Origin of the sequence: Diaphorobacter caeni (genome assembly GCF_015354245.1) — a bacterium.
In the GTDB taxonomy this organism is placed as follows: Bacteria; Pseudomonadota; Gammaproteobacteria; order Burkholderiales; family Burkholderiaceae_C; genus Diaphorobacter_A; species Diaphorobacter_A caeni.
On record NZ_JADKYZ010000018.1, the window covers coordinates 1 to 25,714 of the forward strand.

Annotated in this window: 29 protein-coding genes; 17 read left to right on the top strand and 12 right to left on the bottom strand. The window is 62.1% G+C overall.

Going from position 1 to position 25,714, the window contains the following annotated elements; translation table 11 throughout:
* Positions 1 to 384 precede the first annotated feature (384 nt).
* Positions 385 to 1,002: a type IV toxin-antitoxin system AbiEi family antitoxin domain-containing protein gene (locus tag ISG32_RS26810; protein WP_228530148.1), complete on the bottom strand. Its 618-nt coding sequence runs from the start codon at positions 1,000 to 1,002 to the stop codon at positions 385 to 387.
* 366 nt (positions 1,003 to 1,368) lie between these two features.
* Here ISG32_RS26810 and ISG32_RS26815 point away from each other — a divergent pair, with 366 nt between their 5' ends.
* Together ISG32_RS26815 and ISG32_RS26820 are read left to right on the top strand one after the other, a co-directional pair.
* Positions 1,369 to 1,968 (top strand): hypothetical protein, encoded by a 600-nt coding sequence (locus ISG32_RS26815; protein WP_194774081.1) that lies wholly within the window; start codon positions 1,369 to 1,371, stop codon positions 1,966 to 1,968.
* Positions 1,969 to 2,036: 68 nt separating this feature from the next.
* Positions 2,037 to 2,393 (top strand): hypothetical protein, encoded by a 357-nt coding sequence (locus tag ISG32_RS26820; protein ID WP_194774082.1) that lies wholly within the window; start codon positions 2,037 to 2,039, stop codon positions 2,391 to 2,393.
* Between the two features lie 243 nt (positions 2,394 to 2,636).
* On the opposite strand, the gene ISG32_RS26825 is transcribed toward ISG32_RS26820, so the two are convergent.
* Complete coding sequence (locus tag ISG32_RS26825; RefSeq protein ID WP_228530149.1) at positions 2,637 to 4,499, bottom strand: glutamine--tRNA ligase/YqeY domain fusion protein; 1,863 nt, start codon at positions 4,497 to 4,499, stop codon at positions 2,637 to 2,639.
* A gap of 69 nt (positions 4,500 to 4,568) precedes the next feature.
* Between ISG32_RS26825 and ISG32_RS26830 the strand changes: the two genes are divergently transcribed.
* From ISG32_RS26830 to ISG32_RS26900, 15 genes are all read left to right on the top strand, one after another.
* Positions 4,569 to 5,420: an AraC family transcriptional regulator gene (locus ISG32_RS26830; RefSeq protein ID WP_052157284.1), complete on the top strand. Its 852-nt coding sequence runs from the start codon at positions 4,569 to 4,571 to the stop codon at positions 5,418 to 5,420.
* Between the two features lie 124 nt (positions 5,421 to 5,544).
* Positions 5,545 to 6,054, top strand: a complete 510-nt coding sequence (msrA, locus tag ISG32_RS26835) for a peptide-methionine (S)-S-oxide reductase MsrA (protein WP_008652077.1) — start codon at positions 5,545 to 5,547, stop codon at positions 6,052 to 6,054.
* An 85-nt stretch (positions 6,055 to 6,139) separates the two neighbouring features.
* A complete protein-coding gene (locus ISG32_RS26840) occupies positions 6,140 to 6,628 on the top strand; it encodes a peroxiredoxin family protein (protein ID WP_008647316.1) in 489 nt (162 codons plus the stop codon).
* 4 nt (positions 6,629 to 6,632) lie between these two features.
* Positions 6,633 to 8,165, top strand: a complete 1,533-nt coding sequence (locus ISG32_RS26845; protein WP_008647315.1) for a protein adenylyltransferase SelO — start codon at positions 6,633 to 6,635, stop codon at positions 8,163 to 8,165.
* A 567-nt stretch (positions 8,166 to 8,732) separates the two neighbouring features.
* Complete coding sequence (gene msrB / locus ISG32_RS26850; RefSeq protein WP_194774089.1) at positions 8,733 to 9,173, top strand: peptide-methionine (R)-S-oxide reductase MsrB; 441 nt, start codon at positions 8,733 to 8,735, stop codon at positions 9,171 to 9,173.
* Positions 9,170 to 10,390 carry a bifunctional alpha/beta hydrolase/OsmC family protein gene (locus tag ISG32_RS26855; RefSeq protein ID WP_008647313.1) on the top strand — a complete coding sequence of 407 codons (1,221 nt, stop codon included), beginning with the start codon at positions 9,170 to 9,172 and terminating at the stop codon, positions 10,388 to 10,390. Before msrB ends, ISG32_RS26855 begins: the two co-directional genes overlap by 4 nt.
* A 32-nt stretch (positions 10,391 to 10,422) precedes the next feature.
* Positions 10,423 to 10,704 carry a DUF427 domain-containing protein gene (locus tag ISG32_RS26860; RefSeq protein WP_008647312.1) on the top strand — a complete coding sequence of 94 codons (282 nt, stop codon included), beginning with the start codon at positions 10,423 to 10,425 and terminating at the stop codon, positions 10,702 to 10,704.
* Complete coding sequence (locus tag ISG32_RS26865) at positions 10,701 to 12,110, top strand: mercuric reductase (RefSeq protein ID WP_008647310.1); 1,410 nt, start codon at positions 10,701 to 10,703, stop codon at positions 12,108 to 12,110. The genes ISG32_RS26860 and ISG32_RS26865 overlap by 4 nt, the downstream gene beginning before the upstream one ends.
* A gap of 17 nt (positions 12,111 to 12,127) precedes the next feature.
* Positions 12,128 to 12,736, top strand: a complete 609-nt coding sequence (locus ISG32_RS26870; RefSeq protein WP_008647302.1) for a sulfite oxidase-like oxidoreductase — start codon at positions 12,128 to 12,130, stop codon at positions 12,734 to 12,736.
* The gene (locus ISG32_RS26875; protein WP_008647299.1) at positions 12,729 to 13,490 is read left to right on the top strand and encodes an FAD-binding oxidoreductase; all 762 of its coding nucleotides are present in this window, start codon (positions 12,729 to 12,731) and stop codon (positions 13,488 to 13,490) included. Before ISG32_RS26870 ends, ISG32_RS26875 begins: the two co-directional genes overlap by 8 nt.
* 21 nt (positions 13,491 to 13,511) lie before the next feature.
* The gene (gene egtB / locus ISG32_RS26880) at positions 13,512 to 14,720 is read left to right on the top strand and encodes an ergothioneine biosynthesis protein EgtB (RefSeq protein ID WP_206537003.1); all 1,209 of its coding nucleotides are present in this window, start codon (positions 13,512 to 13,514) and stop codon (positions 14,718 to 14,720) included.
* A complete protein-coding gene (gene egtD, locus ISG32_RS26885; RefSeq protein WP_008647294.1) occupies positions 14,717 to 15,694 on the top strand; it encodes an L-histidine N(alpha)-methyltransferase in 978 nt (325 codons plus the stop codon). Before egtB ends, egtD begins: the two co-directional genes overlap by 4 nt.
* 13 nt (positions 15,695 to 15,707) lie before the next feature.
* A complete protein-coding gene (locus ISG32_RS26890) occupies positions 15,708 to 16,154 on the top strand; it encodes a hypothetical protein (RefSeq protein WP_008647292.1) in 447 nt (148 codons plus the stop codon).
* 23 nt (positions 16,155 to 16,177) lie between these two features.
* Positions 16,178 to 16,714, top strand: coding sequence for an MOSC domain-containing protein (locus tag ISG32_RS26895; RefSeq protein WP_008647291.1), 537 nt, complete (start codon positions 16,178 to 16,180; stop codon positions 16,712 to 16,714).
* A gap of 5 nt (positions 16,715 to 16,719) precedes the next feature.
* Positions 16,720 to 17,652, top strand: a complete 933-nt coding sequence (locus ISG32_RS26900) for a CorA family divalent cation transporter (RefSeq protein WP_194774083.1) — start codon at positions 16,720 to 16,722, stop codon at positions 17,650 to 17,652.
* A 122-nt stretch (positions 17,653 to 17,774) separates the two neighbouring features.
* On the opposite strand, the gene ISG32_RS26905 is transcribed toward ISG32_RS26900, so the two are convergent.
* From ISG32_RS26905 to ISG32_RS26950, 10 genes are all read right to left on the bottom strand, one after another.
* Positions 17,775 to 18,467 carry a uracil-DNA glycosylase family protein gene (locus ISG32_RS26905; protein WP_407645100.1) on the bottom strand — a complete coding sequence of 231 codons (693 nt, stop codon included), beginning with the start codon at positions 18,465 to 18,467 and terminating at the stop codon, positions 17,775 to 17,777.
* A complete protein-coding gene (locus tag ISG32_RS26910; protein ID WP_000480968.1) occupies positions 18,371 to 19,207 on the bottom strand; it encodes an aminoglycoside O-phosphotransferase APH(6)-Id in 837 nt (278 codons plus the stop codon). The genes ISG32_RS26905 and ISG32_RS26910 overlap by 97 nt, the downstream gene beginning before the upstream one ends.
* Entirely contained in the window at positions 19,207 to 20,010 is an 804-nt protein-coding gene (aph(3'')-Ib, locus tag ISG32_RS26915) for an aminoglycoside O-phosphotransferase APH(3'')-Ib (protein WP_031943936.1), read from the bottom strand. Before aph(3'')-Ib ends, ISG32_RS26910 begins: the two co-directional genes overlap by 1 nt.
* A gap of 65 nt (positions 20,011 to 20,075) precedes the next feature.
* Positions 20,076 to 20,690, bottom strand: coding sequence for a recombinase family protein (locus tag ISG32_RS26920; RefSeq protein WP_000904906.1), 615 nt, complete (start codon positions 20,688 to 20,690; stop codon positions 20,076 to 20,078).
* Between the two features lie 51 nt (positions 20,691 to 20,741).
* Positions 20,742 to 21,959, bottom strand: a complete 1,218-nt coding sequence (locus tag ISG32_RS26925) for a TniQ family protein (RefSeq protein ID WP_194774084.1) — start codon at positions 21,957 to 21,959, stop codon at positions 20,742 to 20,744.
* Positions 21,956 to 22,864: a TniB family NTP-binding protein gene (locus ISG32_RS26930; protein WP_027011230.1), complete on the bottom strand. Its 909-nt coding sequence runs from the start codon at positions 22,862 to 22,864 to the stop codon at positions 21,956 to 21,958. Before ISG32_RS26930 ends, ISG32_RS26925 begins: the two co-directional genes overlap by 4 nt.
* A 2-nt stretch (positions 22,865 to 22,866) precedes the next feature.
* A complete protein-coding gene (locus ISG32_RS26935) occupies positions 22,867 to 24,585 on the bottom strand; it encodes a Mu transposase C-terminal domain-containing protein (protein ID WP_019576674.1) in 1,719 nt (572 codons plus the stop codon).
* A gap of 146 nt (positions 24,586 to 24,731) precedes the next feature.
* Positions 24,732 to 25,154 carry an antitoxin MazE-like protein gene (locus ISG32_RS26940; RefSeq protein WP_166312484.1) on the bottom strand — a complete coding sequence of 141 codons (423 nt, stop codon included), beginning with the start codon at positions 25,152 to 25,154 and terminating at the stop codon, positions 24,732 to 24,734.
* Positions 25,151 to 25,471, bottom strand: a complete 321-nt coding sequence (locus ISG32_RS26945; protein ID WP_045286807.1) for a BrnA antitoxin family protein — start codon at positions 25,469 to 25,471, stop codon at positions 25,151 to 25,153. The genes ISG32_RS26940 and ISG32_RS26945 overlap by 4 nt, the downstream gene beginning before the upstream one ends.
* Positions 25,431 to 25,709 (bottom strand): BrnT family toxin, encoded by a 279-nt coding sequence (locus ISG32_RS26950; protein ID WP_015060221.1) that lies wholly within the window; start codon positions 25,707 to 25,709, stop codon positions 25,431 to 25,433. The genes ISG32_RS26945 and ISG32_RS26950 overlap by 41 nt, the downstream gene beginning before the upstream one ends.
* Positions 25,710 to 25,714: the final 5 nt, after the last annotated feature.

Here is a 25,714-nt window from a genome sequence, read left to right on the forward strand (position 1 = left end):
CGCCACGAATCGCAGATTTGAAAGTGAACAGGAAAGTCAATGAAATCAACGATCTACCAACACCACCTCCGCGCCAGTGCTAGCTTTTCGTACCGTCACTTATTGCACTGAAAACGAGGAGACCCCGGCGCAGGTCAAAACCCAGGGCAGCGCTCGGGCGGTCGACCATGAAAAACGGGCCGTGAGGCCCGTGTTTGCTGTTTCGCTGGCGGAGAGGGCGTCGTTCACATCATGCTCTGCAGGCCGCATGAAACCTCAATTTTGTGTGGTCTAAGTTTCGAGATACCACCAAAAATACCACCAGGCCAAACGGTCTGGGCTACATGAGCTGTCCGGTCAGTTCAAGTGTGTGCATCTGAGCAGGGTACGTGTGGCGATGAAACATCACACCGTCACGCTTTCCAGGTAGGGCCGCATCACGTTGGCCACGCGGTTGACCGCGGCGTGGTGCCACAGCGCATCGATGGTCAGCTTGCGCTGCGCCCAGCCATCGCGCAGCGCCTCCAACGCCACGTCCATGCCGATCTTGTTGCGGTACTTGAAGCAGTCGGCCACCGTCTTGTTGGCGTTGAAAACCGGGACTCGCACGCCATCGATGTCGATGGGTTCAACACCTTCAGTGAGGGCCGGGCCCGACATGCGCACCACACGCAGCGCCGGCTGGTCCAGTCGGGGTGTGGGTGTGTGCGGAGGGATCGCCAGCCAGACCTCGAACGGCGCCTGGGTGCCAATGCCATGGACGCGCAGCGCCGACAGCAGGCACACGACACCACGCGGCGCCCGCAGCGCTACTTCGGCCAGGGACCGGTGCTCGCTGATTGGACGCCCCGGCAGGCTGTAGACGCCGCGTGCCACCCGTTCCAGCTTGCCTGCAGCGACCAGACGGCTGAGCACCACGGTCGGCAGTGCCTGCGCGGTCAAGTCGCGTGCGCGCAGAAGAGGCTGGCGCTCGGCGAGTGCGAGCACGGCGGATTCCATCGTTGAGTTTTTGCCATGAACCATGCATGCAGTTTGTTGTAAATAATAGTTATTTGTCAACAATTAACTAGTTAAAATAACAAACTCCGGGATTCGGTCGAGAGTCCCGGTTCAGTGCCTATGCAGTGGCGATTCACTCCCTGTTCAGTTTGTGCACTGGCGGGTCACTGGTGGTTCAGATAGTTCAGTTGTCGTGCTCCTGAGTCGACCGTATCGAGGGATTGAGGCCACTTTAGATGCCTCTGCGCCCAAGTTCCGCACTGGATTTACGCCCGAATCCAGCACGTCAGGGTGCTCGATCCGGGGACAGACTGCCTTCATGGATGAGTGCAGAGATAGGCGGTCTGCCGCCAGTTTCACAAGCGCTCCGCGCCCCTCCATTCGTCGGCAATGAACACCTCAACATACGACTTCGTCTCGGTTGAAATGCGCGGCTTGAAGGCCGCGCTGGTGGCTCGTGCGCAGGCGCAACGGGTCAGCGTGTCGGAGCTGGTGCGCAGCGCTGTAGCGCGCGATCTGGGTCTATTAGTGGTCAATGGTGAGACTCAAAGCGAGGAGGTCCCCCAAGGGGCTGAGCACACTGCATACGTCAAGCTTTCGATCCGCATGACCGCCGAGGAGGCAGCTCAACTGGCAGCCGGTGCCAGAGCCGCTGGCCTGTCGCGCGGTGCCTACCTGACCGGTCTAGTGGCCCGCGTACCCGTGTTGACAGGCGGTGCCAGCCGAGTTGAGAACATCGTTGCCTTGAGTGAATCCACCGCAGAACTGGCTACCCTCAGCCGCAACCTCCACCTGCTGAGCACGCTGCTGCGCCGAGGCGAAGACGAGTCCTCCAGGCCGCTGCGCTTGGCGCTCGATTACCTGGCGCACGATGTGCACCAGCACCTCGACCTCGCTTCCATCGCGCTCGCTGACCTGCAGCCGCGCCGCCCCGCCACCTCAGAACCAAGGGGCCGCACACGGCCCGGCAACCGAAGGAGCCAGCCATGAAAGCGCCATCTGGCTAACGGCGCTCGTCTCCGCGAGCGCCAGTCCAAGGTCATTCGTACGGAGCCAACATGTCTCACAACCCCTCGCTCGACGGCATCCTCATCACCTGGGGCGACCGCCTGTTCAATCCAGGCAACCGCATCGTCCAGGTGAAGCCCCAGCCCAGGCTGGGCGCCTCGGGCGTGCACCAGCGTGCCAACGCCATTCGCCAACGCATCCAAGCCACCGTCGTTCGGCGCGCCCCGCAGGTCATGGTGAAAGTCACCGGGGGAGGGCGGAGCATGGCGACCATTGCGGCGCACTTTCGCAACGTCAGCAAAATCGGACGACTGGAGATTGAGGACCAGCGCGGGGAGACCATGCAAGACATGGATAGCCTGCACCACTTGGCCGACGAGTGGCGCTTGGGCGGCGCGCATCCCTGACCATGCCGAGCCAGGCCAGCGGCGCGAGGCTTTCAACATCAGCTGTCGATGCCGCGCGGGAGGTCACGCAGACCGAACAGAAGGACCAATAACCCATGATGGTGCTGCGCGATCTTTTCGCCTACTAGCCAAAACGGAGTAGATAGTTGCCCCCAGCTTCTGAGAGTGAAGTGGTGCAAGGCGATTTCTTCAACACAGACGATTTGTACGGGGCATCAAGCAAGCACAGAGTGGGAATAGCGATCAACCCCAGCGATCCTTCAACCTCGTGACCCGGTTGAACACCACCTTCCCAACCACGCCATGGTCCGCACGGTCGGCCACGAAGTAGCCGTGGCGCTCAAACTGGAATTTCTGGTCCGGCTTGGCCGCAGCCAGTGACGGCTCCACATAGGCCGTCACCACCTTCAGGCTGTCGGGGTTGAGGGCGTCCAGGAAGTTCTTGCCGCCCGCGTCGGGTTGCGGGTCGGTGAACAGGCGGTCGTACAGACGCACTTCGGCTTCTCGGCCGTCGGCCGCGCCCACCCAGGTGATGGCGGCCTTGGCCTTGACGCTGTCAGCGCCGGGCGTGCCGCTCTTGGTGCCGGCGATCACGTTGGCGTGCACTTCGGTCACTTTGCCGTCGGCGTCTTTGGCGCCGACGCCAGTGCATTCGATGACGTAGCCGCCTTTGAGGCGCACCACGTTGCCTGGGAACAGGCGCTTGTAGCCCTTGGGCGGCACTTCTTCAAAGTCTTCGCGTTCGATCCAAACGTCTTTGCCGATCTTGAAGACGCGGTCAGGCGGCGGCGTCTGGCCTTCGGCAATGGTGCTGTGGGGCAGGGCGGGCTGGGTGCAGTCTTCGGTGTAGCCGTCAGAGCCGAACACTTCGGCCCAGTTGGTGAGCACCAGCTTGACGGGGTCAAGCACGGCCATGCCGCGGTGGGCCTTGTTTTCCAGGTCTTCGCGCAGGCAGCCGTCGAGCGTGCTGTAGTCGATCCAGGAATCGCTCTTGGTCACGCCGATGCGTTCGGCAAACAGCTGGATGGCCTCGGGCGTGTAGCCGCGGCGGCGCAGGCCGACGATGGTGGGCATGCGCGGGTCGTCCCAGCCGCTGACTTTCTTCTCGTTCACCAGCTGCGCCAGCTTGCGCTTGCTGGTGATCACGTAGGTCAGGTTCAGGCGCGCAAATTCGTACTGCCGCGGCGGTGGGGCCTTGAGCAGGCCGCCTTCGCACAAACGCTCCAGCAACCAGTCGTAGAACGGGCGCTGGTCTTCAAATTCCAGCGTGGCGATGCTGTGGGTGATCTGCTCCAGCGCGTCCTCGATGGGGTGCGCGAAGGTGTACATGGGGTAGATGCACCAGGCGTCGCCCGTGTTGTGGTGCGTGGCGCGGCGGATGCGGTAGATGGCCGGGTCGCGCATGTTGATGTTGGGCGAGGCCATGTCGATCTTGGCGCGCAGCACGGCGGCGCCGTCGGCCAGTTTGCCGTCGCGCATCTCGCGGAAGCGGGCCAGGTTCTCTTCCGGGCTGCGGGTGCGGAAGGGGCTGTCCACGCCGGGCTTGCCGAAGTCGCCGCGGTTGATGCGCATGTCTTCGGCTGTCTGCTCGTCCACATAGGCGTGGCCGGCGGTGATAAGGTGTTCGGCCGCGCGGTACATGAAGTCGAAGTAGTTCGACGCGTAGTACAGGTGGTCTTCGGTCTTGCCGTTGAAGCTGCTCTGCCAGTTAAAGCCCAGCCACTGCACCGCGTCGAGGATGGAGTCCACGTACTCCTTCTCTTCCTTCTCGGGGTTGGTGTCGTCAAAGCGCATGTGGCAGACGCCGCCGTAGTCGCGCGCCAGGCCGAAGTTCAGGCAGATGCTCTTGGCGTGGCCCACGTGCAGGTAGCCGTTGGGCTCGGGCGGGAAGCGGGTGCGGATCTTGGCCGGGTCGGGCTGGCCAGCGGCGTGGAAGGCGGCATCACCCGGGCCGCCGCCCCACTGGCGCTGGGCGTAGGTGCCGGTGGCGAGGTCTTTCTCGATGACCTGGCGCAGGAAGTTTGACGTCCTGAGCGCCTGGCCCTCAATTTCTGCGGGAGCTTGGTGGTGTCGAGAGATGCTGGACGAAAGGGACGGGGGGGGCATGCAGTCATTCTAAGGAGAGGCGGAAGCTCCAAGATAATCAAGGTCTAACCCACAACAGGTGTCACGCGCTTGAACCAAAGCACTCCCTTGCCGAACGCCTCTCTGCTGAACCAGCTGTTACGGTTCACTCCCACGGCGCGCATGTTTTTCTCGGGAAATCTCTGTACCCTGACGCAGGGATCCGAGGCTGACGGCCTCAAGCAGGGGACGATGCACCTGCTGAGTCGCGGCGAGCTGCAACTGACGCGCAAGGGCTTTGCGCCGCTGAACGTGCGGGCGCCCAGCGTGCTGTTGCTTCCCCGCGCGTTGGAGCACTGGGTTCAGGGCTCAGGGCCGCAGGGGGTGGACCTGATGTGCGCCACCCTCAGTGAATTGGCGCCGCCGCTGGACATGATCTTGCCGGACGTCACGGTGATTGACTTGACCGCCACGTCATCGCTGCAGCGACCGGTAGAGCTGCTGTTCGAGGAGGCCGAGGCACGTGCTTTTGGTTATCGGGCAGCGATCGACCGCCTGCTGCAATACACCTTCGTGGTGCTTGTGCGTCACCTGATTGATCGGCAACTGCTGTCCGGCGGTGTGCTGGAGGCCATGGTCGACAGCCGTCTGGGTGTGGTGCTGTCCATGCTGCACGAATCGCCAGAGCACGACTGGACGCTTGACAGCATGGCGGAGCTGGCGCACCTGTCCCGGTCTGCCTTTGCCCTGCGCTTTGTCCAGGTGGTGGGCATACCGCCGTTGACCTACTTGACCCACTGGCGCATGGCGGTTGCCCGCAACCTACTCGCGCAAGGGCAGGCAGTGAAGGCGGTGGCCTCTCAGGTGGGCTACGGTAATGCCACCGCATTCGCGCGAGCGTTTCAACGGGCCTCGGGGCAATCGCCCAGCGCTTGGCAGATGGAGCATCTGAGTCAGCCGTAGGTCCATCGCGCCCTGGTTCTGGACGATCGGTGGCGTGATGCGGACGCCGAATGCCGTTGTGCTGTGCCGAACGGACCCGACTTCAGGTTCAATGCCTTGAGGCAGAACTTTGAAGGAGATCACGATGAACCCGAGCGAAAAAGCAGTCCTGGCCGGCGGTTGTTTCTGGGGCATGCAGGACCTGGTGCGCAAGCTGCCTGGCGTGTTGCGCACCCGTGTGGGCTACAGCGGCGGCGATGTGCCCAACGCCACCTACCGCAACCACGGCACCCACGCCGAGGCGTTGGAGGTGGAGTTCGACCCCACGCAGACGAGCTTTCGCGACCTGCTGGAGTTCTTCTTCCAGATCCACGATCCGAGCACCCCGGGGCGCCAGGGCAATGACCGCGGCAGCTCCTACCGTTCGGCCATCTTCTACACCTCGGACGAGCAGCTGGCCACGGCGCAGCAAACCATTGCCGATGTGAATGCCTCGGGTTTGTGGCCGGGCAAGGTGGTCACCGAGCTCGCGCCCGCGGGGCCGTTCTGGGAGGCCGAGCCCGAGCATCAGGACTACCTGGTCAAGCACCCCAACGGCTACACCTGTCACTACCCCCGCGCGGGCTGGAAGCTGCCGCGCCGCGAGATCGGCTGACGGTCAACGCTCAAGAACGGTGGGGGTCGGCGCGCCAGCGGGCGGGCCGACCCGGTGTGTCTGTTTTCTTCCTGAGGAGATGGTGATGCAATCCCAGTGCATTCAACGGGCGCCCGAGCTGCGGGTGCCGTGGTGGATCGACGGCGAAGGGCGCAGCATGGCACCGCTGAAGCTGGCCGATCTGGGCGACGGGTTCAAAGTGATCTTCTGCTTCCAGCACTGGTGTCCGGGCTGCCACAGCCATGGCTTTCCGACCCTGCAGAAGCTGATCAAGGCGTTGGGTGATCGCGGCTTCGCGTTTGCCGCGGTGCAGACCGTGTTCGAGGGCGTCGAGTCCAACACCTTCGAGCGCCTGCGCGAGACGCAGCTGCGCTACGGCTTGAACATTCCTTTCGGACACGACCCTGCGATCGGACGGGCGTCGTCGCTCATGGCCGACTACGGGACGCGGGGCACGCCGTGGTTTTTGGTGATCGATCCGCTGGATGAGGTGCTCTACAGCGACTTCGAGCTCGACGAGCGGCAGCTGATCGGGGCGTTCGGCGCTTCGAACGATGGTCTCAAGGCGGCCTGAAGCCATGCGTGCTTCCACACCAAAGTCCGTGTCGGAGCCGAAGACGCCGGGGACGGGCCCGGCGTTTCGGCTGCCGTTTGACAACAGCTTCTTCCGGGACATGCAGGGGTTCTATGTGCCTTGGAAGCCCGAGCCGTCCCCGGCCCCGGCCTGGGTGCAGTTCAACGACGCCCTGGCGCTGGAGCTGGGGCTGGAACCGGCGGTGCTGAAGTCTGCGACCGGTCTGGCGTGGCTGTCCGGCGTGGAAATGCCGGCTGAGGCGGCGCCGCTGGCGCAGGCCTACGCGGGGCACCAGTTCGGCCAGTTCTCGCCACACTTGGGGGATGGCCGCGCCTTGCTGCTCGGGGAACTCATCGACACGGCAGGACAGCGTCGGGACCTGGCCCTCAAGGGGTCGGGCCGTACGCCGTTTTCGCGCCGTGGCGATGGCAAGGCGGCACTGGGCCCGGCGCTGCGCGAGTACCTCATGGGCGAGGCCATGCACGCGTTGGGCATTCCCACGACGCGTGCGCTGGCGGTGATCCGGACCGGTGAGCGGGTGAACCGCGAGGGCTCGCCCCCCGGGGCGATCTTGGTGCGCGTGGCGGCCAGCCACTTGCGGGTGGGCACTTTTGAGTTCTTCGCGGCGCGGGAGGAGGAGGTGATGCTTCGGCGGCTGCTCGACTATGCCGTGGCGCGGCATGACCCCGCCCTCGCCAAGCTTTCCGACAAGCCCATTCCGATGCTGGAGGCCGTCTGTGAGCGGCAGGCGCAGCTGATTGCACGCTGGATGGGCGTGGGCTTCATCCACGGGGTGATGAACACCGACAACATGAGCATCTCGGGCGAGACCATCGACTATGGTCCGTGTGCGTTCATGGAGGGTTTCGATCCGGCCACGGTGTTCAGCTCGATCGACCGTCAGGGGCGATATGCCTACGGCCAGCAGCCGGCCATGGCGCAATGGAACCTGGCCCGTCTGGCCGAAGCGTTGCTGCCGGTTCTGGACGCCCGCGATATCGACGTCGTGGAACGGGTGGAACAGGTGGTGGCCGGGTTTGCCGTGCGCTTTGACCGGCATTGGACCGGGCAGCTGCGCGCCAAGCTGGGCTTGGCCGCTGAAGAGCCGGACGACCGCGCCCTGGCGGACGACTTCCTGCAGCTGCTGCAGCGGGAAAAGGTGGACTTCACGCTGGCGTTCCGCCTCCTGTCCGACGCCATCACGGGGCCGGATGCCGCACTGCACGACCTGTTCGGACGGGAGCGCCCGGCGCTCTCGGACTGGCTGGCGCGCTGGCGCCAGCGCATGGCCCGGGAGGGAAGGACCTTGCAGGACTGCGCCGCAACGGCGTGGTCGGTCAATCCCTTCGTGATCCCGCGCAATCACCAGGTGGAGGCGGCGCTGTCGAGTGCCGTGGACGAGGCCGACCTCGGTCCGTTCGAGCGCCTGCTGGCGGTGCTGGGGCGGCCGTACGAGACGGTGGAGTCCGCGCGGCCATTCACGCTGCCGGCCTCGCCCGAAGTGGCCGCAGCCCACCGCACCTTCTGCGGCACCTGATTGGGGTACCCAACGATTTCTGAAAGGAGACTTCGCATGACCACAATGAAACAGGAACCCGGTGTCCTTGGCGAGGCGGCCGCTCCCCTGGGTGTGACCCGGTGGGTGGACGCGTCGGGCCAGGCGCTGGAACACTTCGACCTGGACCGCATGCCCGGCCGGTTCAAGCTCATCTTCTGTTTTCAGGACGCCTGCCCGGGGTGCCATGCGACCGGCTTTCCGGCGCTTGCCCGGGTGGTCGACGCGTTTCGGGGGAGCGACTTCGTCGGGTTCGCCGCAGTCCAGACCGTGTTCGAGGACTTCGGTTCGAACACCTGGGAGCGCATGCTGGCCAATCACGCCCGCTACGCGCTGGGCATTCCCTTCGGGCACGACGCCGGTGACGAACAGGACGGCGCGGGTTCGGAGCTGATGCGCCGCTACCGCAACGGCGGCACACCCTGGTTCATTCTGATCGATCCCGATGGCAGAGTGGTCTACAACCATTTCCGAATCGACGCCGACAAGCTCGTCACCTTTCTCAAGCGGCTGGAAAACGAACCGGCGGCACCGGAGCCTGGGCCCGACATGTTGACTTGGAAAGGAGTGATTCAACTGGTGGAAACGGGCAACCCGACGCCACCGCGCCGAGTTGAGCGCAGCGAAGCCGAGTGGGCCCAACAGCTGACGCCCGAGCAGTTCCGAATCACGCGGCTCAAGGGCACCGAACGGGCGCACAGCTCCTCGATGTGTACGCTGTTTTCGCCCGGGATCTACCGGTGCGTGTGCTGCGGCACTGAACTATTCGATGCGTCGACCAAATATGACAGCCGCAGCGGCTGGCCCAGCTTCACGCAGGCCATTGCCCCGGGTCTGGTGGGCTATCACGGAGACAACAGCCACGGCATGGCGCGGGTGGAGACGACGTGCAACGTCTGCGACGCCCACCTGGGTCACGTGTTTCCCGACGGACCCAAGCCCAGCGGTCTGCGCTACTGCATCAACGCCCTGGCACTGGAGAAAGCATGAGCAGCGAAAAGGTAGGCTTCGCTGGCAGCAGCCAGGGTCTGCTGGTGGGTGTCTTGGAACGCCCGGACCATGCACCGTTACAAGCCCTGGCGGTGTTTGCCCACTGCTTTACCTGCGGAAAGAACTCTCTCGCCGCGACCCGCATCAGCCGGGCGCTGGCTCAGCAGGGCATCGCCACGCTGCGCTTTGATTTCACCGGTCTGGGCGAGAGCGAAGGCGACTTCGGGCGCGGTGGCTTTTCGTCCAGCGTGGCGGACATTGTGGCGGCGGTGCACTGGATGCAGAGCACGATCGGCATGCCTGCACTGTTGGTCGGACACAGCCTGGGGGGGACGGCGGCCATCGCGGCGGCTGCCCGCCTCGACGGCATACGGGCGGTTTGCACGCTGGGCGCACCCGCGACGGCCGACCATGTGCTTCGTCACTTCGGTCCGACCAAGTCCGAAGAGGATGGGCAGATCCAGGTCGACCTGGGCGGCCGGGCGTTCAGGATCGCGCCGGCCTTCATTGAAGAGCTCCAGGCCCAAGCCCACGAGAACCCGGTCAAGGGGCTTCGCGCGGCCTTGCTGGTTATGCACGCGCCAAGTGACGCGGTGGTGGACATCGGCGAGGCACAGGACCTGTTCAAGGCGGCCAGACATCCTAAGAGTTTCATCAGCCTGGACGATGCGGACCATCTGCTCACGCGCCCGGCCGATGCGCAGTATGCGGCTGACCTGATTGGCGCCTGGGCCTCGCGGTTTCTGCCGATGCGAGCCGAGCGAAACGATGCGCCGTCGGACCTTCGTGCGGGCGAGGTGTGGGTGGGGGAGCACGATCACGCCTTCTGGCGATCGATGCGAGCAGGTCCGCACCACCTCGACGCCGATGAGCCAAAGGAAGTGGGTGGTGGCGAACGCGGGCCCGATCCTTATGAACTTCTGCTGATGTCGCTGGGCGCCTGCACGTCCATGACATTGCGCCAGTACGCCAAGCGAAAAGGCTATGCGCTCAAGGATGTCCAGGTCAGGTTGCGTCATGAGCGCGCGCACGCGACCGATTGCCAGGAGTGCGGGGATCGCTCGGGACAGGTTGACCACGTCACGCGGCAGCTCCTGCTGAGCGGACCGTTGAGTGAAAGCCAGCGACAGGACCTGTTGCGCATCGCCGATCGTTGCCCCGTGCATCGAACGCTGGAGAACCATCCGGTGATCACCACCACACTGATTCGGGACTGATCCCAACCACACACAAACGAAGGAGACGGAGCATGAGAGCCATCTGGAAAGGCACCACCATCGCTGAGAGCGATGACATCGTGGAAGTTGAAGGCAACGCCTATTTCCCACTCGACGCGTTGCGCCCGGAACATTTCAAACCAAGCGATACGCACACCACCTGTCCATGGAAGGGGCGGGCCAGCTACTACGACGTGGTGGTCGGCGAAGACGTGAACGCTGACGCGGCGTGGTACTACCCGTCGCCCAAGGCTGGTGCGGAGGCGGTGACCGGCAGGGTGGCGTTCTGGCGCGGTGTCGAGGTGCGGCCATGAGCGGGGAACAGAGGTTCGACGCGATCGTGATCGGAGCCGGTCAGGCCGGTCCCTTTCTGGGCGCGACACTCGTTGCCCGGGGTATGAAGGTGGCGCTCATCGAGGAGCGTGACCTGGGTGGTACCTGTGTCAATCGGGGCTGCACCCCAACCAAGACCCTACGCAAGTCGGCTCGTGTGGCTCACATGGCGCGCCGGGCCAGCGAATTCGGTGTGCAAACCGGGTCGGTCCAGGTCAACTTCAGGGCAGCGATGGAGCGCATGCAACGCCGGGTGGAGGAGGCTCGCTCTGGCCTGCAGGCCTGGCTGGGCCAGTTGGAAGGACTCACCATCATCAAGGCGCGCGGTCGCCTGGCGGGCCGTGACGGCGAACAGTTCGTGGTGCTGGCCGGCGAGCATCAGCTGGTGGCGCCCAAGGTGGTGCTGAACACCGGCACACGTCCCTTTGTTCCGCCGGTGCCTGGGCTGGACGAGCTGCCGTTCCTGGACAACGAACGGCTGTTGGCGCTGCGTGAATTACCGTCCAGGCTGGTGATCATCGGCGGTGGATACATCAGCCTGGAGATGGCTCAGATCTTTCGGCGGCTGGGAAGTGAGGTTGCCATTCTGGAAACAGGGCCCCGCCTCACGGCCCGCGAGGACGAGGACATTGCAGCCGCTGTGACCGGAATGCTGACAGCGGAAGGCATCGAAGTGAACACCGGCGTGCGCATTGAGCGGGTCGGCAAGGCGGACAACGACGCTGGCGTGCGGGTGCAGTTGGCTGGTGGCCGCAGCGTGGATGGCAGCCACCTGCTGGTGGCCACCGGGCGAATACCGAACACCGACTGTCTGGGCCTGGAAACGGTGGGCCTGGAGGTCAGTGCGCGAGGCTACCTGGTCACCAACGACCGGCTCGAAACCGCGGTTCCCGGCATCTGGGCGCTGGGTGACATCAATCAGCGCGGGGCCTTTACCCACACCAGCTACCACGATCAGGACATCGTGGCGGAGAACCTGGCCGGAGGGCAACGCAGCGCCGCCGCGCGCGTCGGCATTTATGCCATGTTTACCGATCCTCCGCTGGCCCACGTCGGTCTTTATGAGGCCGACGCGCGAAAACTCGTGACCGAAGGGCGACGCATTTCCCAGGCGGTTCACGCCATGAAGGACGTCAGTCGCGCGAAGGAAGAAGGCGAAACCGTGGGCAAGATCAAGCTCCTCATCGATGAGGACAGTGGTCATTTCCTCGGAGCGACCATGCTCGGGATCCAGTCGGACGAGATCATCCAGGCGATCGGTCTGGTGATGGCCAGTGGCGGCACCTGGAAGGTGGTCCGGGATGCATTGCCCGTTCACCCGACGGTCACCGAGTTCCTGCCCACCATCATTGATCGACGCAAGCCCTTGACCGCAAGTCCTGGGTGAGCCGGAGGACCCACACCATGCCCATCAACCGCTCATTCAGCGGCCGCAATCGCGATGTCCACAACCACGGCGGTCGACTTCCGCCAGGACAGTCCCTGACGGAAGGTTTTCCCGTGCTGACTGCGGGCCCCACCCCAAAAGCCTTGGCGCTTGGCGATTGGCGCTTGACCTTGAAGGTCGGTGTGCGGCCGGTTCGCGTTTGGACCTGGAGCGAATTCCAGGCCCTGCCCCAGACCGAGCAGGTGGTCGACATCCACTGCGTTACCACCTGGTCGAAATTCGACACCCGCTGGCGCGGTGTGACGTTGGACACCTTGTTGCAGGCGGCCGGACTGGAAGCGCCCACGCCTTGGGTGCTGGCGCATTCCCAGGACGGCTACTCCACCAACGTGCCGTTGGCCGATCTGACACAAGGGCGCGCAATGATCGCAACGCACTACGACGACCGACCGCTCGCGCCCGAGCACGGGGGACCGGCACGCCTGTTGGTGCCGCATCTCTATTTCTGGAAGTCGGCCAAGTGGGTCAATGCGCTGCAGTTCAACGAGCGCGACGAGGCCGGGTTCTGGGAACTGCGGGGCTATCACATGCGAGGCGACCCTTTCAAGGAAGAGCGCTATGGATGAGGCCGTTGGTCAGCAACGGCTGAGCTGGCAGTCCGCACGCATCGAAGCGTTGCAGGCACTGACCCCACGCGTCATGCGGGTGGTGCTGCGTCCTGACAGATGGGTTCGCCCGAGGCCGGGCCAGCATTTGGATGTCCGACTGACAGCAGAAGATGGCTATCAGGCACAACGGAGCTATTCGCTCCTCTCACCTCCTCAACGTACCGGGCTCTATGAGCTGGGCATTGAGCGGTTGGACGATGGCGAAGTATCCACCTGGTTTCACGATGGGGCCCAGCACGGCGAAACGATTGAAATTCTCGGGCCGGTTGGTGGTCATTTTGTGCTTGACGAGTCGAACACACGACCAGCCTTGCTGATTGGGGGAGGATCTGGCGTTGTTCCCCTTTTGTCCATGGCAGCGCAACGCGTGGGTGCATACAGCCAAGCGCATACAACGCTGTTGGTTGCCGCACGTCATCTGGACGAAGTGTTGCTCTGGCCCACCCTGCAGCGATGGGAAGCGTTTACGCCGCGGTTTCGCAGCCGACTGGCGCTCTCGCGGGATACCTGTGCCCCGCGCGCACAGGACCACGTTGGCCGCATTGATGAGGCCGATGTTGCTTGGGCATTGCAGCAATTGGGTGATGTGGCGACCGAATCTGCGCAGGTTTTCATCTGCGGGCGTAATGACTTTGTCGAGTCCATCGTTCATATGGTCACCGGGCTAAATGTGCCCGAGGTCTCCATCCGCACCGAGCGCTTCGGAAGTTGACTCTCTTTTTTCTCATCTGCCGTGACACCTGAAGACATCCGCCTAACCCGATACGTCTCTGTCCGTTCGCGCAGCGAACGGCTGTGTGCCCCTCTGAGCGCCGAGGACCATATTCCCCAACCGGTTTCCGACGTCAGTCCGCCGAAGTGGCACTTGGCCCACACCACGTGGTTCTTCGAGACTTTTGTCCTCGCGAAACAACAGCCGGACTATCGACTGTTCCATCCTCTGTATGGCTACCTGTTCAACAGCTACTACGAATCGGAGGGCGCTCACCTGGCACGCCCGCAGCGAGGAAGCTTGAGTCGCCCGACGGTGGCTGAGGTGATGGCGTACCGCGCGCATGTGGACGAGTCCATGCGCCGTCTGCTGAAGGAACCACTGGAGCCCGCAGTCGCGGCTTTGGTAGAGCTGGGCATGCAGCATGAACAACAGCATCAGGAGTTGCTGATCACAGACATCAAGTACATCCTGGGCCACAACCCATTGCATCCGGCGTATGACCCTCTGGGCATCGGTCCCCAAGATGTGACGGCCGAACATGATGGAACCTGCCCACCCCTGGACGATTGGCTTAGCGTCGAAGGGCAGACGATTCGCATCGGCCACCAGGGGCCAGGGTTCGCCTTCGACAACGAGTCGCCATCGCATTTGGCGCTCATTCAAGGGGTAGACATCCGTGTGGCGCTAGTCACCAATGATGAATACCTTCAGTTCATGCGCGACGGAGGATATCAGCGCCATTCGCTCTGGCATGCGGAAGGCTGGGACTGGGTGCAAACGCTCGAACACCGTGCGCCGATGTACTGGCAGCCCGACCCTAACCAGCCTGAAGGATGGGGTCATTACACGCTCCAGGGTGTGATGCCGCTGACCAGTCAGGCACCGGTGACGCACGTCAGTTACTACGAGGCACACGCTTTCTGCGATTGGGCGGGGTGGCGATTGCCCACCGAGTTCGAGTGGGAGGCAGCGGCAAGCCTGTTCGGCTGGGGGCGTCGATGGGAATGGACGCGGAGCGCCTATCAGCCCTATCCCGGTTTTGCCCGCAGCGAGGGCGCGGTGGGGGAATACAACGGGAAGTTCATGGTGAACCAGCAGGTCTTGCGCGGAGCGTCCTGGGCCACATCGCCGGGCCACGCCCGTTTGACATACCGGAACTTCTTTCACGCTCCGTTGCGTTGGCAGTTCACGGGCATCCGTCCTGTTCGCTCGCGGGAGTCCGCATGACTGATCGGGACAGACTGACGGAGCATGTTCTGCAAGGGTTGACGCGACCACAGAAGGCGCTCTCATCCGCTTGGTTCTACGACGATGAGGGCTCGCGCCTGTTTCAGCAGATCATGGCGCTGCCCGAGTACTACCTCACACGCCTTGAGCACGAGCTGCTGCGCTCACGCGCGGATGAGCTTTCCCGGTGGATAGATCCTCGGTGCAGCCCGATCGATCTGATTGAACTGGGCAGCGGCGACGGGGCCAAAACGCTGTCGCTGTGCCAGGCACTGGCGCAACGTGAAGTGGATTGCATCTACAGGCCTATGGATGTGTCCGCACACGCCCTAGCGGATCTGAGCCGCCGCTTTGACACGTACCTCCCCCGCATGGCCATCGAACCGGTGCTGGGAGACTATTTCGAGCATTGGCCTCAGGTTGCCGAAGGGCGACGCCAGGTTGCAATGTTGCTGGGCAGCAATCTGGGCAACCTGGACGAACACGGTGCCGTCAAGCTGCTGCAACGGGTGCATTCGCATTTGCGCCCAGGTGACCTTGTGCTGCTTGGTCTGGATCTGGTCAAGGACCCGGCCGTGTTGCGCGCAGCTTACGATGACTCCCAGGGCGTGACTGCTGCGTTCAATCTGAACCTGCTGACGCGGCTGAATCGCGAGTTGGGCATGGACTTCGATCTGACGAAATTTCGGCACTACGCCAGCTACTGTCCGCTGGAACACGTGGCCAGAAGCTTTCTGGTGAGCCAGGTTGACCAGGTGGTCCACAGCAGAACCCTTGACCGAGGGTTCGTATTCCATGCCGGGGAGACCATCTATACAGAGCAATCCCAGAAATACTCCCTGGCTTCGATCGAACACCTCGCAGGCCGAAGCGGGTTTGACAACACCTGCACCCTGACCGACCCCCGAGGCTGGTACGCCATCACCGTCTGGCACCGGCTACCGTTCACCCCAACGCAACAAACGTCGACCTGACATAGGAGTCCTAATGAGCAACAAGACCCATCTGCGCCAGACCATGCTGGACCTTGCCGAAGGGCGCCTGCGGTTTGCCGAACAGACCTATGCGCAATACCTGGTCGGTGCGGCGGGCCGCGGAGATGAACCCAGTGAAAGCGATGCGGCGTCGCGGGCCGTCAACAATGCTGCTCTGGCGCAGGCGTTCGAATGCCCCATTCACGACCACCAGGAGGCCCTGGAAGTCTTGCGTCAGATCGATTTCGGTCCCCGGGATTCGGTGGAGACAGGCGCCGTGGTTCGCATCGACGGGCGTTGGTTCGTGATTGCGGTTGCCAGCGATGCCTTCCAGTGCGACGGCAACACCTACATGGGAATTTCCACCCAGGCGCCCATCTACGCAGCGATCGCAGATGCCCGAGCCGGTGATGTTGTCAGCTTCCGGCAACGCGAACTGCACATAGAGGAAGTCTTGTGATGCACCTCATTCGAGTCTGAACGATGGGCAGCACGCTGCGCGACCTGGTCCGGCGCTTTCATGGCACAGGTCGGCTTGATGCCATCGTTCTGCGCCCGGATCGCCTCAAGGACGCAGTGTCCGTGCAGGAGGCCAGGGCCGAACCGGGTCTCGGGCTGATTGGCGATCACCGCTCCCTGAAGCTTCGTCAGTCGGATGCGCAACGCCATCGCGAGCTGAGTCTGATCCAAGCTGAGCACCTTGGCTTGCTCGGGGTCTGGACGGGGCAAGCTCCAATTGCCCCGGAGCGTTTGCGGCGCAACCTTGTGATCTCGGGCATCAACGTCGCCGCAATGCATTCACCCTTCCGGGAAGAACGCTTTGTCTGGCGAATTGGCGGATCGGTCCGCATTGAAATCACGGGGCCATGTCCTCCTTGTTCACGCATGGAGGACGAACTCGGTGAAGGCGGTTACGCCGCGCTGCGCGGTCACGGGGGCGCCACGGCACGGATCGTCGTAGGTGGCGTGCTACGGGTTGGAGATACCGTTAACTTCGAGGTTGAATCCACCGTGGGTTGATAGCCATGATCGAAGCAGAGCGTACGCCTGGGTTTCTCCATCTTCTCCAGATGACCGGCGGTGCGTCGTGGTTGCACATGTGCATCCACCACCGCGAGACGGAGAGTTTTCTCTCAAGCGTGACCGGCCTGGACAAGCTGATCGCCGCAGCGATGGTGTCTGAAGATACCCGCTCGCGGTTGCGCGTCCACGGGCAGGGCGTGATGGTTTTGCTCAAAGCGATGCATTTGAGAGCTGATGGAGTGGGGCATCCGGAGGACATGGTGTCCATGCGAATCTGGATTGATGAGCGTCGGGTTATCACGACCCGCGAGGAGGATGTGGATCCCATCCTCGAACTTGCGGAAGACATCTCTCAGGGGCGGGGCTCGGCAACGCCAGGTGACTTCCTTTGCGATCTCATCGAAGAGCACCTCTCGGAAGTTTCCGAGCAGGTCGAGATGCTAGAGGATGGGGTGAATCTGATCGGCGGCCTTCTGGTTCAACACCAGACGGAAGCGGCATGCCCGAGCATGGCCAATACCCAGACCGCGATCTCTGGCTTTCTCCGTCATCTTGGCCCCCAGCGGGCCGTTCTTCAAACGTTGACAACCCTCGTCGTCCCGCCGCTGAATACCAATCATCGAGGCCGACTGGAGGAGCACCTGAACCAGCTGTTGCGGTTGCTCGAAACGCTGGAGAATTTGCGTGACCGTATCGATATCCTCAGTGACCAGGCAAACCGCATTCAGGAGCGACAGCGGAACCAAAGCTCTTATGTTTTTGCCGTGGTATCCACAATCTTCTTGCCCTTGAACTTTGTCACTGGCCTGTTTGGCGCCAATCTTCTGGGACTGCCGTTCGCAGATGCCACCAACGGTTTCTGGGTGTTGGTAGGTCTTTGCTTACTAATGAGTGTTGGGTTGTTAGCGGTTTTTCGCTGGCTCAAATGGCTTTAGTAGACGGTTTGTGGACTCTCTGAGATGTATCTTCGGAGCCGTCCATCAAGGACGGGTGCGCTGTTAGGAAACACGATACGTGTCCTTAAGATGTGACTCAGAGGGAGCCTACAAGTGACTTGTTAGGCATCACTGAGTGAGAGGGCGACACGTTTCCTTAGTACAGGCAATAGCTCAGCTTCGAACCAGGGGTTTTGTGCAAGCCATCGATTGTTCCTCGGGCTTGGATGAGGAAGTGGAATGACGCTTGGCAGGTGCATGCGCCAAGACTGAACCACCTCCGTCACCGATGAGCCTGCATTGGGGAGATGGTAGTCTTGAGCAAACTGCCCAATGACCAAGGTGAGTTGGATGGACTTTAGGTGCTTGAGAAGTTCATTTCGCCATGCTGGAGCGCACTCAGGTCGTGGGGGTAGATCGCCTGAAACACCCGTTCCGGGAAAGCAGAACCCCATGGGCAAGATGGCGACTCGGCGCTCGTCATAGAAGAGTTCAGATGTAATCCCAAGCCAGGAGCGCAGTCGCTCGCCGCTGGCGTCTTGAAACGGAATTCCTGATTCGTGTACTTTCCGGCCGGGTGCTTGTCCGACGATGAGGATGCGCGCCGATGTAGGGGTCGTTTGCGGGAGAGGGCGAAATCCTACGCTAAGGCTTTGGCCAACGATATTCTCCGGTAAGATTGATGTGTTCCGAGGGGATAGGAGAAGTCGCTTGATATCTAGTATGACGTCTGTCGCACCTGCTTGATCGCGGCCGCGATAGCTAGATCGCGTTGCTCCTCTTCTCCATCCGCGTTCCAAGCTGCGGAAAGGCACCCATAAGCGTACGCCTGGTCGAGCAGGCGACGCGGATCGACGTCCAGCGCACGAGAGAATGCGTCCGCCATCTGTGCAATGCGTCTGGGATCGAGACAAAGGTCGTCTCTGTCAGCCGGATCGTAGAACATATTGGCGGCGCCAAAGCCCACTTCACCGACCAGACCGACGGGATCTATCACCAGCCAGCCGCGACTGGAGAACATGATGTTTTCATGATGCAGATCGCCATGTAGCCCACGCAGTTCCGAGGCATTGCTCATCATTTGATCGGCTATAATCGCCGCGTGGACGTAGTCAGTTTGACAACCTGCGTTTTGATCATCGCGCGCCCGCTGAAACAAAGCTGCAAAGCGATCCCGGATCGGGAGAAGGGCAGAAGGCAGGGGTTCCTCAGATGCGGCATACAGCTTCGCCATTAGTTCCGCTGCAATTTCGGTCGCCTGGTAGTCGCCGTGCTCGGCAACGATGTGAGAGAGCATTCGCTCCCCGGCATATTCGAGCAACATCAGATTGTTCTCACGACCGAGCAACCGGACTGCTCCCCTCCCATTGCGCCATACCAGATAGTCGGCCCCGCGCAGTTCATCAGCAATGTCTTCTATAGGTTTCAATCCCTTGACGATTGCAGGAGTCCCGTCTGGCAATGAAACTTTCCAAACGAGGCTGGAAAAGGTGTCCGCAATGAGAACAGGTTGCGAAACGTGCCAATGAGCAGGAAAAACAGGCGGCATGAACATCAACCCCAAGTCAGAGGGTCCAATCGCAGATAGAAGGCAAGGCGTTCGCGGTCGGGGGCTTCGATCCCCAATACATTGAATAGGACAGCGAAGGCGCGCTCTGCTTCATCTGGCGCTGCCCAGTTCTCTTCGGCGTTAGCAATCATGAGTGCCAAATCGGCATAGCGATCTGCTGTTCCGAGCCGCCCAAGGTCGATCAGACCCGTGCATCGAAGAGTTTTAGGGTCCACCATGAAGTTCGGCATGCAGGGATCACCATGGCAAACAACCATATCGGTGCGCTCTTGGTCGAGCCGCACCGGTAGCTCTCGTTCGACACGAGCCAAAAGATCGAGCTGCGGCGTACTCTTGTCCTCGTCCGGTAAGAAGTCGGGATTGACGGCATTGCGGGACACCACATCAACGGCGCGTCCGAACATTCGCGACAGCCTGCGCTCAAACGGACATTGATCAACCGATAGGCTGTGAACAGCGCCAAGTTGCTGCCCCATTGACGGCCACGCTTTGAGCAAATCCGCTCCAGACAGATCAGCCGCCGGTACTCCCGGAATTGCCGTTATCACCAAGCATGCACCCTCCTGTTCCTCCTGCCAGTTGATCACCTCGGGGCAAGCCACACCTCGACCTTTGAGCCAAATGAGGCGGTCACGCTCTCCAGCGAGCTCACCGCGGCGGGAAGCAGGTGCGATTTTCGCGAAGGCATGCCCGTCACCACGTCGAAAAACAAAATCACCAGATTCTCCGCCTCTGACAGGCAACCAGTCAGAATGCGATTCACCAAAAAAAATATTAGTTCGATTCAATGGAGGTTCCTTCAGTTTTCTGATGAAGCGCGGAGGTGGCTCAACCTGCGAAAAGAAACGAGTTGCTACGTAAGTCCGAGAACATGCTTTCCATGGTCTCTGAGCTCGCCTTTGGGACCGACATATCGGTAGAGAGTGACGCGCTCGATGCCGAGTTCCTTGCAGAGATCGGAAACTGAAGTATCGCGCTGGGCCATGGCGGCTTGCGCGAGACGCACCTGAGCTTTGGTGAGCGCGAATTTTCGTCCGCCCTTGCGACCGCGCGCTCTCGCGGAGGCGAGACCCGCCATGGTGCGCTCTCGGATCAGATCCCGCTCGAACTCGGCCAAGGTGGCGAAGATTCCGAACACCATGCGACCGGACGCAGTCGTGGTGTCGATCTGAGCGCCCTTTCCAGTCAGAACCCGCAGGCCGATCTTGCGGTCTGACAGCTCCTTCACCGTGTTGACCAGATGGGCAAGCGATCGTCCGAGGCGATCGAGCTTCCAGACCACCAGCACATCGCCGTCACGCAATGACTTGAGGCAGGCAGTCAAGCCAGGGCGATCATCACGACCGCCGGAAGCAAGATCATCATAGATATTGTCCCGTTCGACACCTGCGGCGCGCAAGGCGTCGTGCTGCAGGTCGAGAGACTGCGAGCCATCGGCTTTGGAGACGCGGGCATATCCGATCAGCATGTATCACAAACGTTCGATTATGTGACAGTATGCGCCGGAAAGTTCTAACCGTCAAAAGTTGTCACTTAACCCGTCATTCTGTCTAAGACATGCAAAGGGCCCATTAGGCTCGTAATGTGACAAAAATTCCGGGGGGATGCCTTCCTTTGCAAAGGTGGTGCGCAACTGTTCCAGGGAAGCGGGATCGCGCCGACCATAGGAAGCCAACGCGAACAGCGAGCGTGCCGTCTCGGGGTCGTGCCGCGCTTCAATGATCGCCTCACTGATAGCTTGGACCGCCCGTTGCCAGTGATTGACGGGTTCGGGCTTCGGCGCTTTCGCCGGCAGACCACTGGTGAACCCGGTTTGGGGCTCGGACCAGAACAGCTTTGCATGCTCGCCTGGCGGGCTGATATCCCTCACCTCGATCAAGCTGATTGCCGTTGCCGCCGCCTCCAGCATCTGCAACCGTATTGCCGGGTTCAGGGTTTCATACGGTCGCCACAGACTTTGCCCAGCACGCAGCAGATGCCCGCAGCCTTGCCAGACTTGGCGAAGATACCCCGCGTAGGTTCCGCACGCCGAAAGCGGGGTGTTCAGCTCATCGAGCAGCGTGCGTAGCAGTCGAAACCACAAACCAGCGTGGATGCGTCGGCGCGGCAGTTCCACATGGCCGGTCGTCAGTGCCTGCCAGGTACGCCGGTCCATCACTGCAATCGCGTCGCTGGCGGTGCGCGACGCAGTGTCGGCGTTCTCCCAGCCGAGAAACCGCCCAGGCACGCCCCAATAGGATTCCAGCCAGCAGCCATGCAGCGGGCAGCTCAGCATCAGGGGCAGCTTCCATGCAAGCAGTACGGCGTGGTTTGCCGGGTCGTTCAGACAGAGCGGACAGGCGCGATGTATCGGCTGGCTGGGCAGCCAGGCACGCCAGCTCGTGATGGATCGCGTCCTACGGCGGAGTTTCGGCAGCAGCACCGAGAGCTGGAACGCATAGGTTTCCAATGCGTCTGGAATCTGATCATCAAGGCTGTCCAGTAGCCAAGGCACCCAGCCGGCGAAACTCATGCAACGCAGCCGGTCCGGCTCGATGCCGCTCCGCTGGGAGAGCATCGCCAACAGCGCCAGTGGTGGCGCGGTATCCAGGTCATCAACCTGAGCGTGACCAAGATCGTGCTCCAGCAGCTCGGACACCTCCATGTGATAGCAAAGGGCCACGCGGTTGAGCCACGAAGACAAGGCTTCGCCTTCTCTGGGGGCCGGATGCAGTGGCCAGCGTGGCGCTGGCTTCACATCAGTTCCCGCTCGAATTGCCGCCGCCGCTCGCTGGGGCCGGTGTAGTCGGCCATGCTGAGCGTGCGGTGGTTGATCGCTTCCTCTCCGCTCTCCACGGCGACGATGGCCGCCGCCATCAGCAAGTGCGCCAGTTCGCCTATGGTGCCCTCGCTGCGTGTGAGCAGGTAGCGGGCCATGTCCAGCGTGGCAATCGACGAGGGTCGCCGCAGTGGAAGCGAAGCGGCGAAACTGGCCAGCAGTGAGCAGCAATCGTGATTGGCCTCCCATACCGGCAGCATCATCGGCTCGAAGCGATTTTCCAACTGGTCATCGGAGCGGATGGCCAGGTAGGCGTCGCGCGTGCCGACCCCGACCAGTGGGATGCGCAGTTCATTGCCGAGGAAGCGCAGGAGATTGAGGAATTCCCGGCGATTGACGCTGTTACCGGCCAAGACGTTGTGCAACTCGTCGATCACCAGCATGCGCACGCCGACCTTGCGCAGCAGTGCCAGCGCCAGTTGTTCCATTTCTGGCAGCCGTGGGCGCGGTCGCAATGGCGCACCCATCGCCGCGAGCAGCGCGACGTAGAAGCGGATTACCGACGGTTCGGATGGCATCTGCACGACCAGTACCGGAATGTGCTCCTGGTCGGCGTCGGCTCTGGCCGGATGCGTGCGCCGGAACTTCTCGACGATCATCGACTTGCCGTTGTTGGTCGGGCCTACCAGCAGCAGGTTGGGCATGCGTTGCTTGTTTGGCCACGCATACAGGGTTTCCAGCCGGTTCAGCGCCTCGACTGCTCGCGGATAGCCGATCCAGCGGTCGGCGCGAAGGCGATGGATGCGTTCGTCCGCCGGGAGACGGGCCAAGCCCTGGGCCGCCGGCAGCAGGTGGGACAAGTCGATGATGGGATATTCTTCCACGGCTACCACTCCTCAATCTGGTCGAACGGTTTGGCCGGCAACTGGTTGTCTGCCTGCTGCCCATCCATGTCAGCGCCCGGTGGTGGCGTGGTTTTGACAGGCGGTGCCGTTGCCTTGAGATGCTGGCGTCGATCCGCGTCGCGCCGCGCCTTGCGCGTAGCCTTCTGCGCGGTGGTAACGATTTCGCGCATCTGGCCGATCATGCGGAACAACGCCGACTCATCCACCTGTTCGCGCCCTTGCTGCCGCAATTTCGCCAGCGCCTGTCGTTGTTCCCAGAGGGTGACAGCCGGGTGCGACAAGGTACGGTAGGGAATTTCCAGGTAGTGCTGCCCCTCTGGTTCCAGCACCCATATGCGGCTGATGTCGCGCGGGTCGCGCCGGATCAGGAACGCAGGCAAGCGGTCCCGCCGAGCTATCCACGGCTTGAGCGCATCGGCGTAGTAGTGGATGTGGTCGATGACGAAGCCGGTGCGGGTCAGCGTGCGGCGGATGATGGGCAGAAAATCGACCAGAAAAGCCGTAGCGCGAGTGATGACGGTTGGCACGCCGGTCCGCGTGATAGCTTCGGCCCAGCGCGCGGCCGGCGGTTGGAGCAGGCCGTTGTGCACAGAGCCGTGATAGGTGCCGACCGCCAATGTGAGCCAGCGCTCCAGCTCGCGCAGTGTCAGGGCGGCCATCTTCTCGGAGGCGTATTCCCCGCGCTGGTCAGGATTGGAGAAGGTCGTCCCCGGCAATTCGTCGTGGATCATCTGCATCGCCGTGCCGATGATCCGTTCCACGATACCGCCGTAGTGCGGCTGCCCGAGCGGGCGATAGTCCAACCGGATGCCATGCTGCTCGCAGCCACGGCGCAGCGCCTCGCTCTTGAACTCAGCCGCGTTGTCCAAGTAGAGCAGTCTGGGCTTGCCGCTCATCGGCCAATCCATCTCTACGTTCAACCCTTCCAACCAAGGGCGCTTGTCGCAGGCGGCATGCACCAAGCACAAGCCGACCGAGACGGCGGACGGGGCTTCCAGCGTAACGACCATGCCAACCACGCAGCGGGTGAATACGTCGATGGCGAGGGTCAGGTACGGACGGCCAATCGGTTGCCGGTCGCGCTCGTCCACCACGATCAGGTCGATGACTGTGTGGTCGATCTGCACCTGCTCCAGCGGCGCGGAGACGGGTGGCGGAACACCACCAACACCTTGCAGGTCGCGGGCGGCATCTTGTCCTTCCCGGCGGTGAGTGACCTCGCGCGGATCGAGGCCGGCGATCCGCAGTGCCACCGTGTTGCGCGCCGGCACCCGCAGCTTTTGCAGCTTGCACGCCCGCACAACTTCGCGGTGGAACGCCGCCAAGCTACGCTTCTGCTTGGTCAGGAAGCGCTTTTGCAGTAACTCGCGGATGATTCGTTCGACCGACTCCGGCAAGCGGCCTTTACCTTTGCCACCGCTCGACTGCCCAAGAGCCAAGTCAGTGACCAGCCCCGAACCTAGCCGGGCACGGCGGATCAGGACGTAGACCTGCCGCCGGGACAGCCCCAATGCCTGGGCTGCCGCGTCGGCCGCTTCATGCCCAACCGTCTCCGACTGCGCCAACGGCCCAATGATCTCCGCACGACGACGCGCACGCTCCCATGCCTGTTCTGGCAGGGTGGCCACGCCGTGCTCGGTAATCGGTGCGGTATCGGTCGCCATGCTCACCTCGCTTTGGTGCACACGAGTATTGAGCATAGACGAGTTTTGTGCAGAGGAATCCTGATATCGGGTTATCAGGAGCCGTATGCACAACAGGCTTCAAACCGCGCTGAATGGTGCAGTCGTCTTCTGAAAATGACAGAACACTTGCCGGGTTACGATGAAACACCAACAAATGCCGCTCACTGCCTGCCCTGCCACGCCTTCACGGCCTCGGCCTGCGCCTGTGCCGCATATCCTTCATCGAGACTGCCGAAGGTGTCCGCCGCTACCTCGTCCATTAGGGTCTGCAAGGCCGTGTCGACACTATCCGCTTGCGCAACAAGTTGGGCCTGTCGGCGGGCTTCCATCGCTGCCTCGGCGGCTTGCAAGTCCTCTCGGTCTTGCAGTTCCTCCACGATGTTTTCGCGCCAAGTCGCATCACTGCCCGCCTCGTTGCATAGCTCGCTGAGACGCTGCGCGGCATCCTCTGAACGAGCAAAAAGCCGCGCACATCGCAGGATGCGGGCGGCTTCTTCCGGGTTGCCTCTGGCTTGGTCGAACAAGAGCATTTCGCCCACGGCGGCGAGGGCTTCAAGCTCAAGCTGCTTGTCGTCGCCGCTCATTTCGCGTGCGCCTTGTGCGCCTCAACGTAGGAGCGCAAAACAGCATTCATGCGCGACTGATAACGCTTGCCGGTGTGCTTGAAGAACTCCAACACTTCGGCATCAATGCGCAGCGTGATTTGCTTCTTGGTGTGGGGCAATTGCTCCGCTGCCTTCATCCAGACAGCATCAGGCAGATAGGGTGCATCGCTATAGTCGATCTGCTCATCCGGCATCGAGGCCACGGCATCCAGTCGCGCCTTCTGCTCGGCGCTCAACTGTGGCGGCTTCTTGAGGTCAAGAGTTCGCTTCACGATATTGCTTTCTTTCGTCGGCATTTGCTTTCCTCGCAGAGATAAGGCGGATGGTTTCCTCGTGTCGGACGGTGTAGACCACATACAGGACAGCCGAGTAGGCAAGCCCAATCGTTGCCCAACGATCTTCCCCGTAGTCCTCGCGTCCGTCGTAGGCTTCAACCCGCCCGGAGTCGTAAAAAACAAGCTCGGCATCCTCGAAGGAAACGCCGTGCTTTTTCAGGTTTCGTGCCGCTTTATCGGCGTCCCATTCAAGTTCCATTGTGT

Excerpts from the sequence above, each read along its gene's own strand:
- ISG32_RS26870 (WP_008647302.1), top strand. The coding sequence starts at position 12,128 with ATGCCCATCAACCGCTCATTCAGCGGCCGCAATCGCGATGTCCACAAC.
- ISG32_RS26820 (WP_194774082.1), top strand. The coding sequence starts at position 2,037 with ATGTCTCACAACCCCTCGCTCGACGGCATCCTCATCACCTGGGGCGAC.
- ISG32_RS26895 (WP_008647291.1), top strand. The coding sequence starts at position 16,178 with ATGGGCAGCACGCTGCGCGACCTGGTCCGGCGCTTTCATGGCACAGGT.
- msrA (WP_008652077.1), top strand. The coding sequence starts at position 5,545 with ATGAACCCGAGCGAAAAAGCAGTCCTGGCCGGCGGTTGTTTCTGGGGC.
- ISG32_RS26810 (WP_228530148.1), bottom strand. The coding sequence starts at position 1,002 with ATGGTTCATGGCAAAAACTCAACGATGGAATCCGCCGTGCTCGCACTC.
- ISG32_RS26825 (WP_228530149.1), bottom strand. The coding sequence starts at position 4,499 with ATGCCCCCCCCGTCCCTTTCGTCCAGCATCTCTCGACACCACCAAGCT.
- ISG32_RS26900 (WP_194774083.1), top strand. The coding sequence starts at position 16,720 with ATGATCGAAGCAGAGCGTACGCCTGGGTTTCTCCATCTTCTCCAGATG.
- ISG32_RS26920 (WP_000904906.1), bottom strand. The coding sequence starts at position 20,690 with ATGCTGATCGGATATGCCCGCGTCTCCAAAGCCGATGGCTCGCAGTCT.
- ISG32_RS26940 (WP_166312484.1), bottom strand. The coding sequence starts at position 25,154 with ATGAGCGGCGACGACAAGCAGCTTGAGCTTGAAGCCCTCGCCGCCGTG.
- ISG32_RS26860 (WP_008647312.1), top strand. The coding sequence starts at position 10,423 with ATGAGAGCCATCTGGAAAGGCACCACCATCGCTGAGAGCGATGACATC.
- ISG32_RS26950 (WP_015060221.1), bottom strand. The coding sequence starts at position 25,709 with ATGGAACTTGAATGGGACGCCGATAAAGCGGCACGAAACCTGAAAAAG.
- ISG32_RS26815 (WP_194774081.1), top strand. The coding sequence starts at position 1,369 with ATGAACACCTCAACATACGACTTCGTCTCGGTTGAAATGCGCGGCTTG.
- egtD (WP_008647294.1), top strand. The coding sequence starts at position 14,717 with ATGACTGATCGGGACAGACTGACGGAGCATGTTCTGCAAGGGTTGACG.
- ISG32_RS26910 (WP_000480968.1), bottom strand. The coding sequence starts at position 19,207 with ATGTTCATGCCGCCTGTTTTTCCTGCTCATTGGCACGTTTCGCAACCT.
- ISG32_RS26865 (WP_008647310.1), top strand. The coding sequence starts at position 10,701 with ATGAGCGGGGAACAGAGGTTCGACGCGATCGTGATCGGAGCCGGTCAG.
- ISG32_RS26935 (WP_019576674.1), bottom strand. The coding sequence starts at position 24,585 with ATGCTCAATACTCGTGTGCACCAAAGCGAGGTGAGCATGGCGACCGAT.
- msrB (WP_194774089.1), top strand. The coding sequence starts at position 8,733 with ATGTTGACTTGGAAAGGAGTGATTCAACTGGTGGAAACGGGCAACCCG.
- ISG32_RS26890 (WP_008647292.1), top strand. The coding sequence starts at position 15,708 with ATGAGCAACAAGACCCATCTGCGCCAGACCATGCTGGACCTTGCCGAA.
- ISG32_RS26945 (WP_045286807.1), bottom strand. The coding sequence starts at position 25,471 with ATGCCGACGAAAGAAAGCAATATCGTGAAGCGAACTCTTGACCTCAAG.
- ISG32_RS26855 (WP_008647313.1), top strand. The coding sequence starts at position 9,170 with ATGAGCAGCGAAAAGGTAGGCTTCGCTGGCAGCAGCCAGGGTCTGCTG.
- ISG32_RS26840 (WP_008647316.1), top strand. The coding sequence starts at position 6,140 with ATGCAATCCCAGTGCATTCAACGGGCGCCCGAGCTGCGGGTGCCGTGG.
- ISG32_RS26845 (WP_008647315.1), top strand. The coding sequence starts at position 6,633 with ATGCGTGCTTCCACACCAAAGTCCGTGTCGGAGCCGAAGACGCCGGGG.
- ISG32_RS26875 (WP_008647299.1), top strand. The coding sequence starts at position 12,729 with ATGGATGAGGCCGTTGGTCAGCAACGGCTGAGCTGGCAGTCCGCACGC.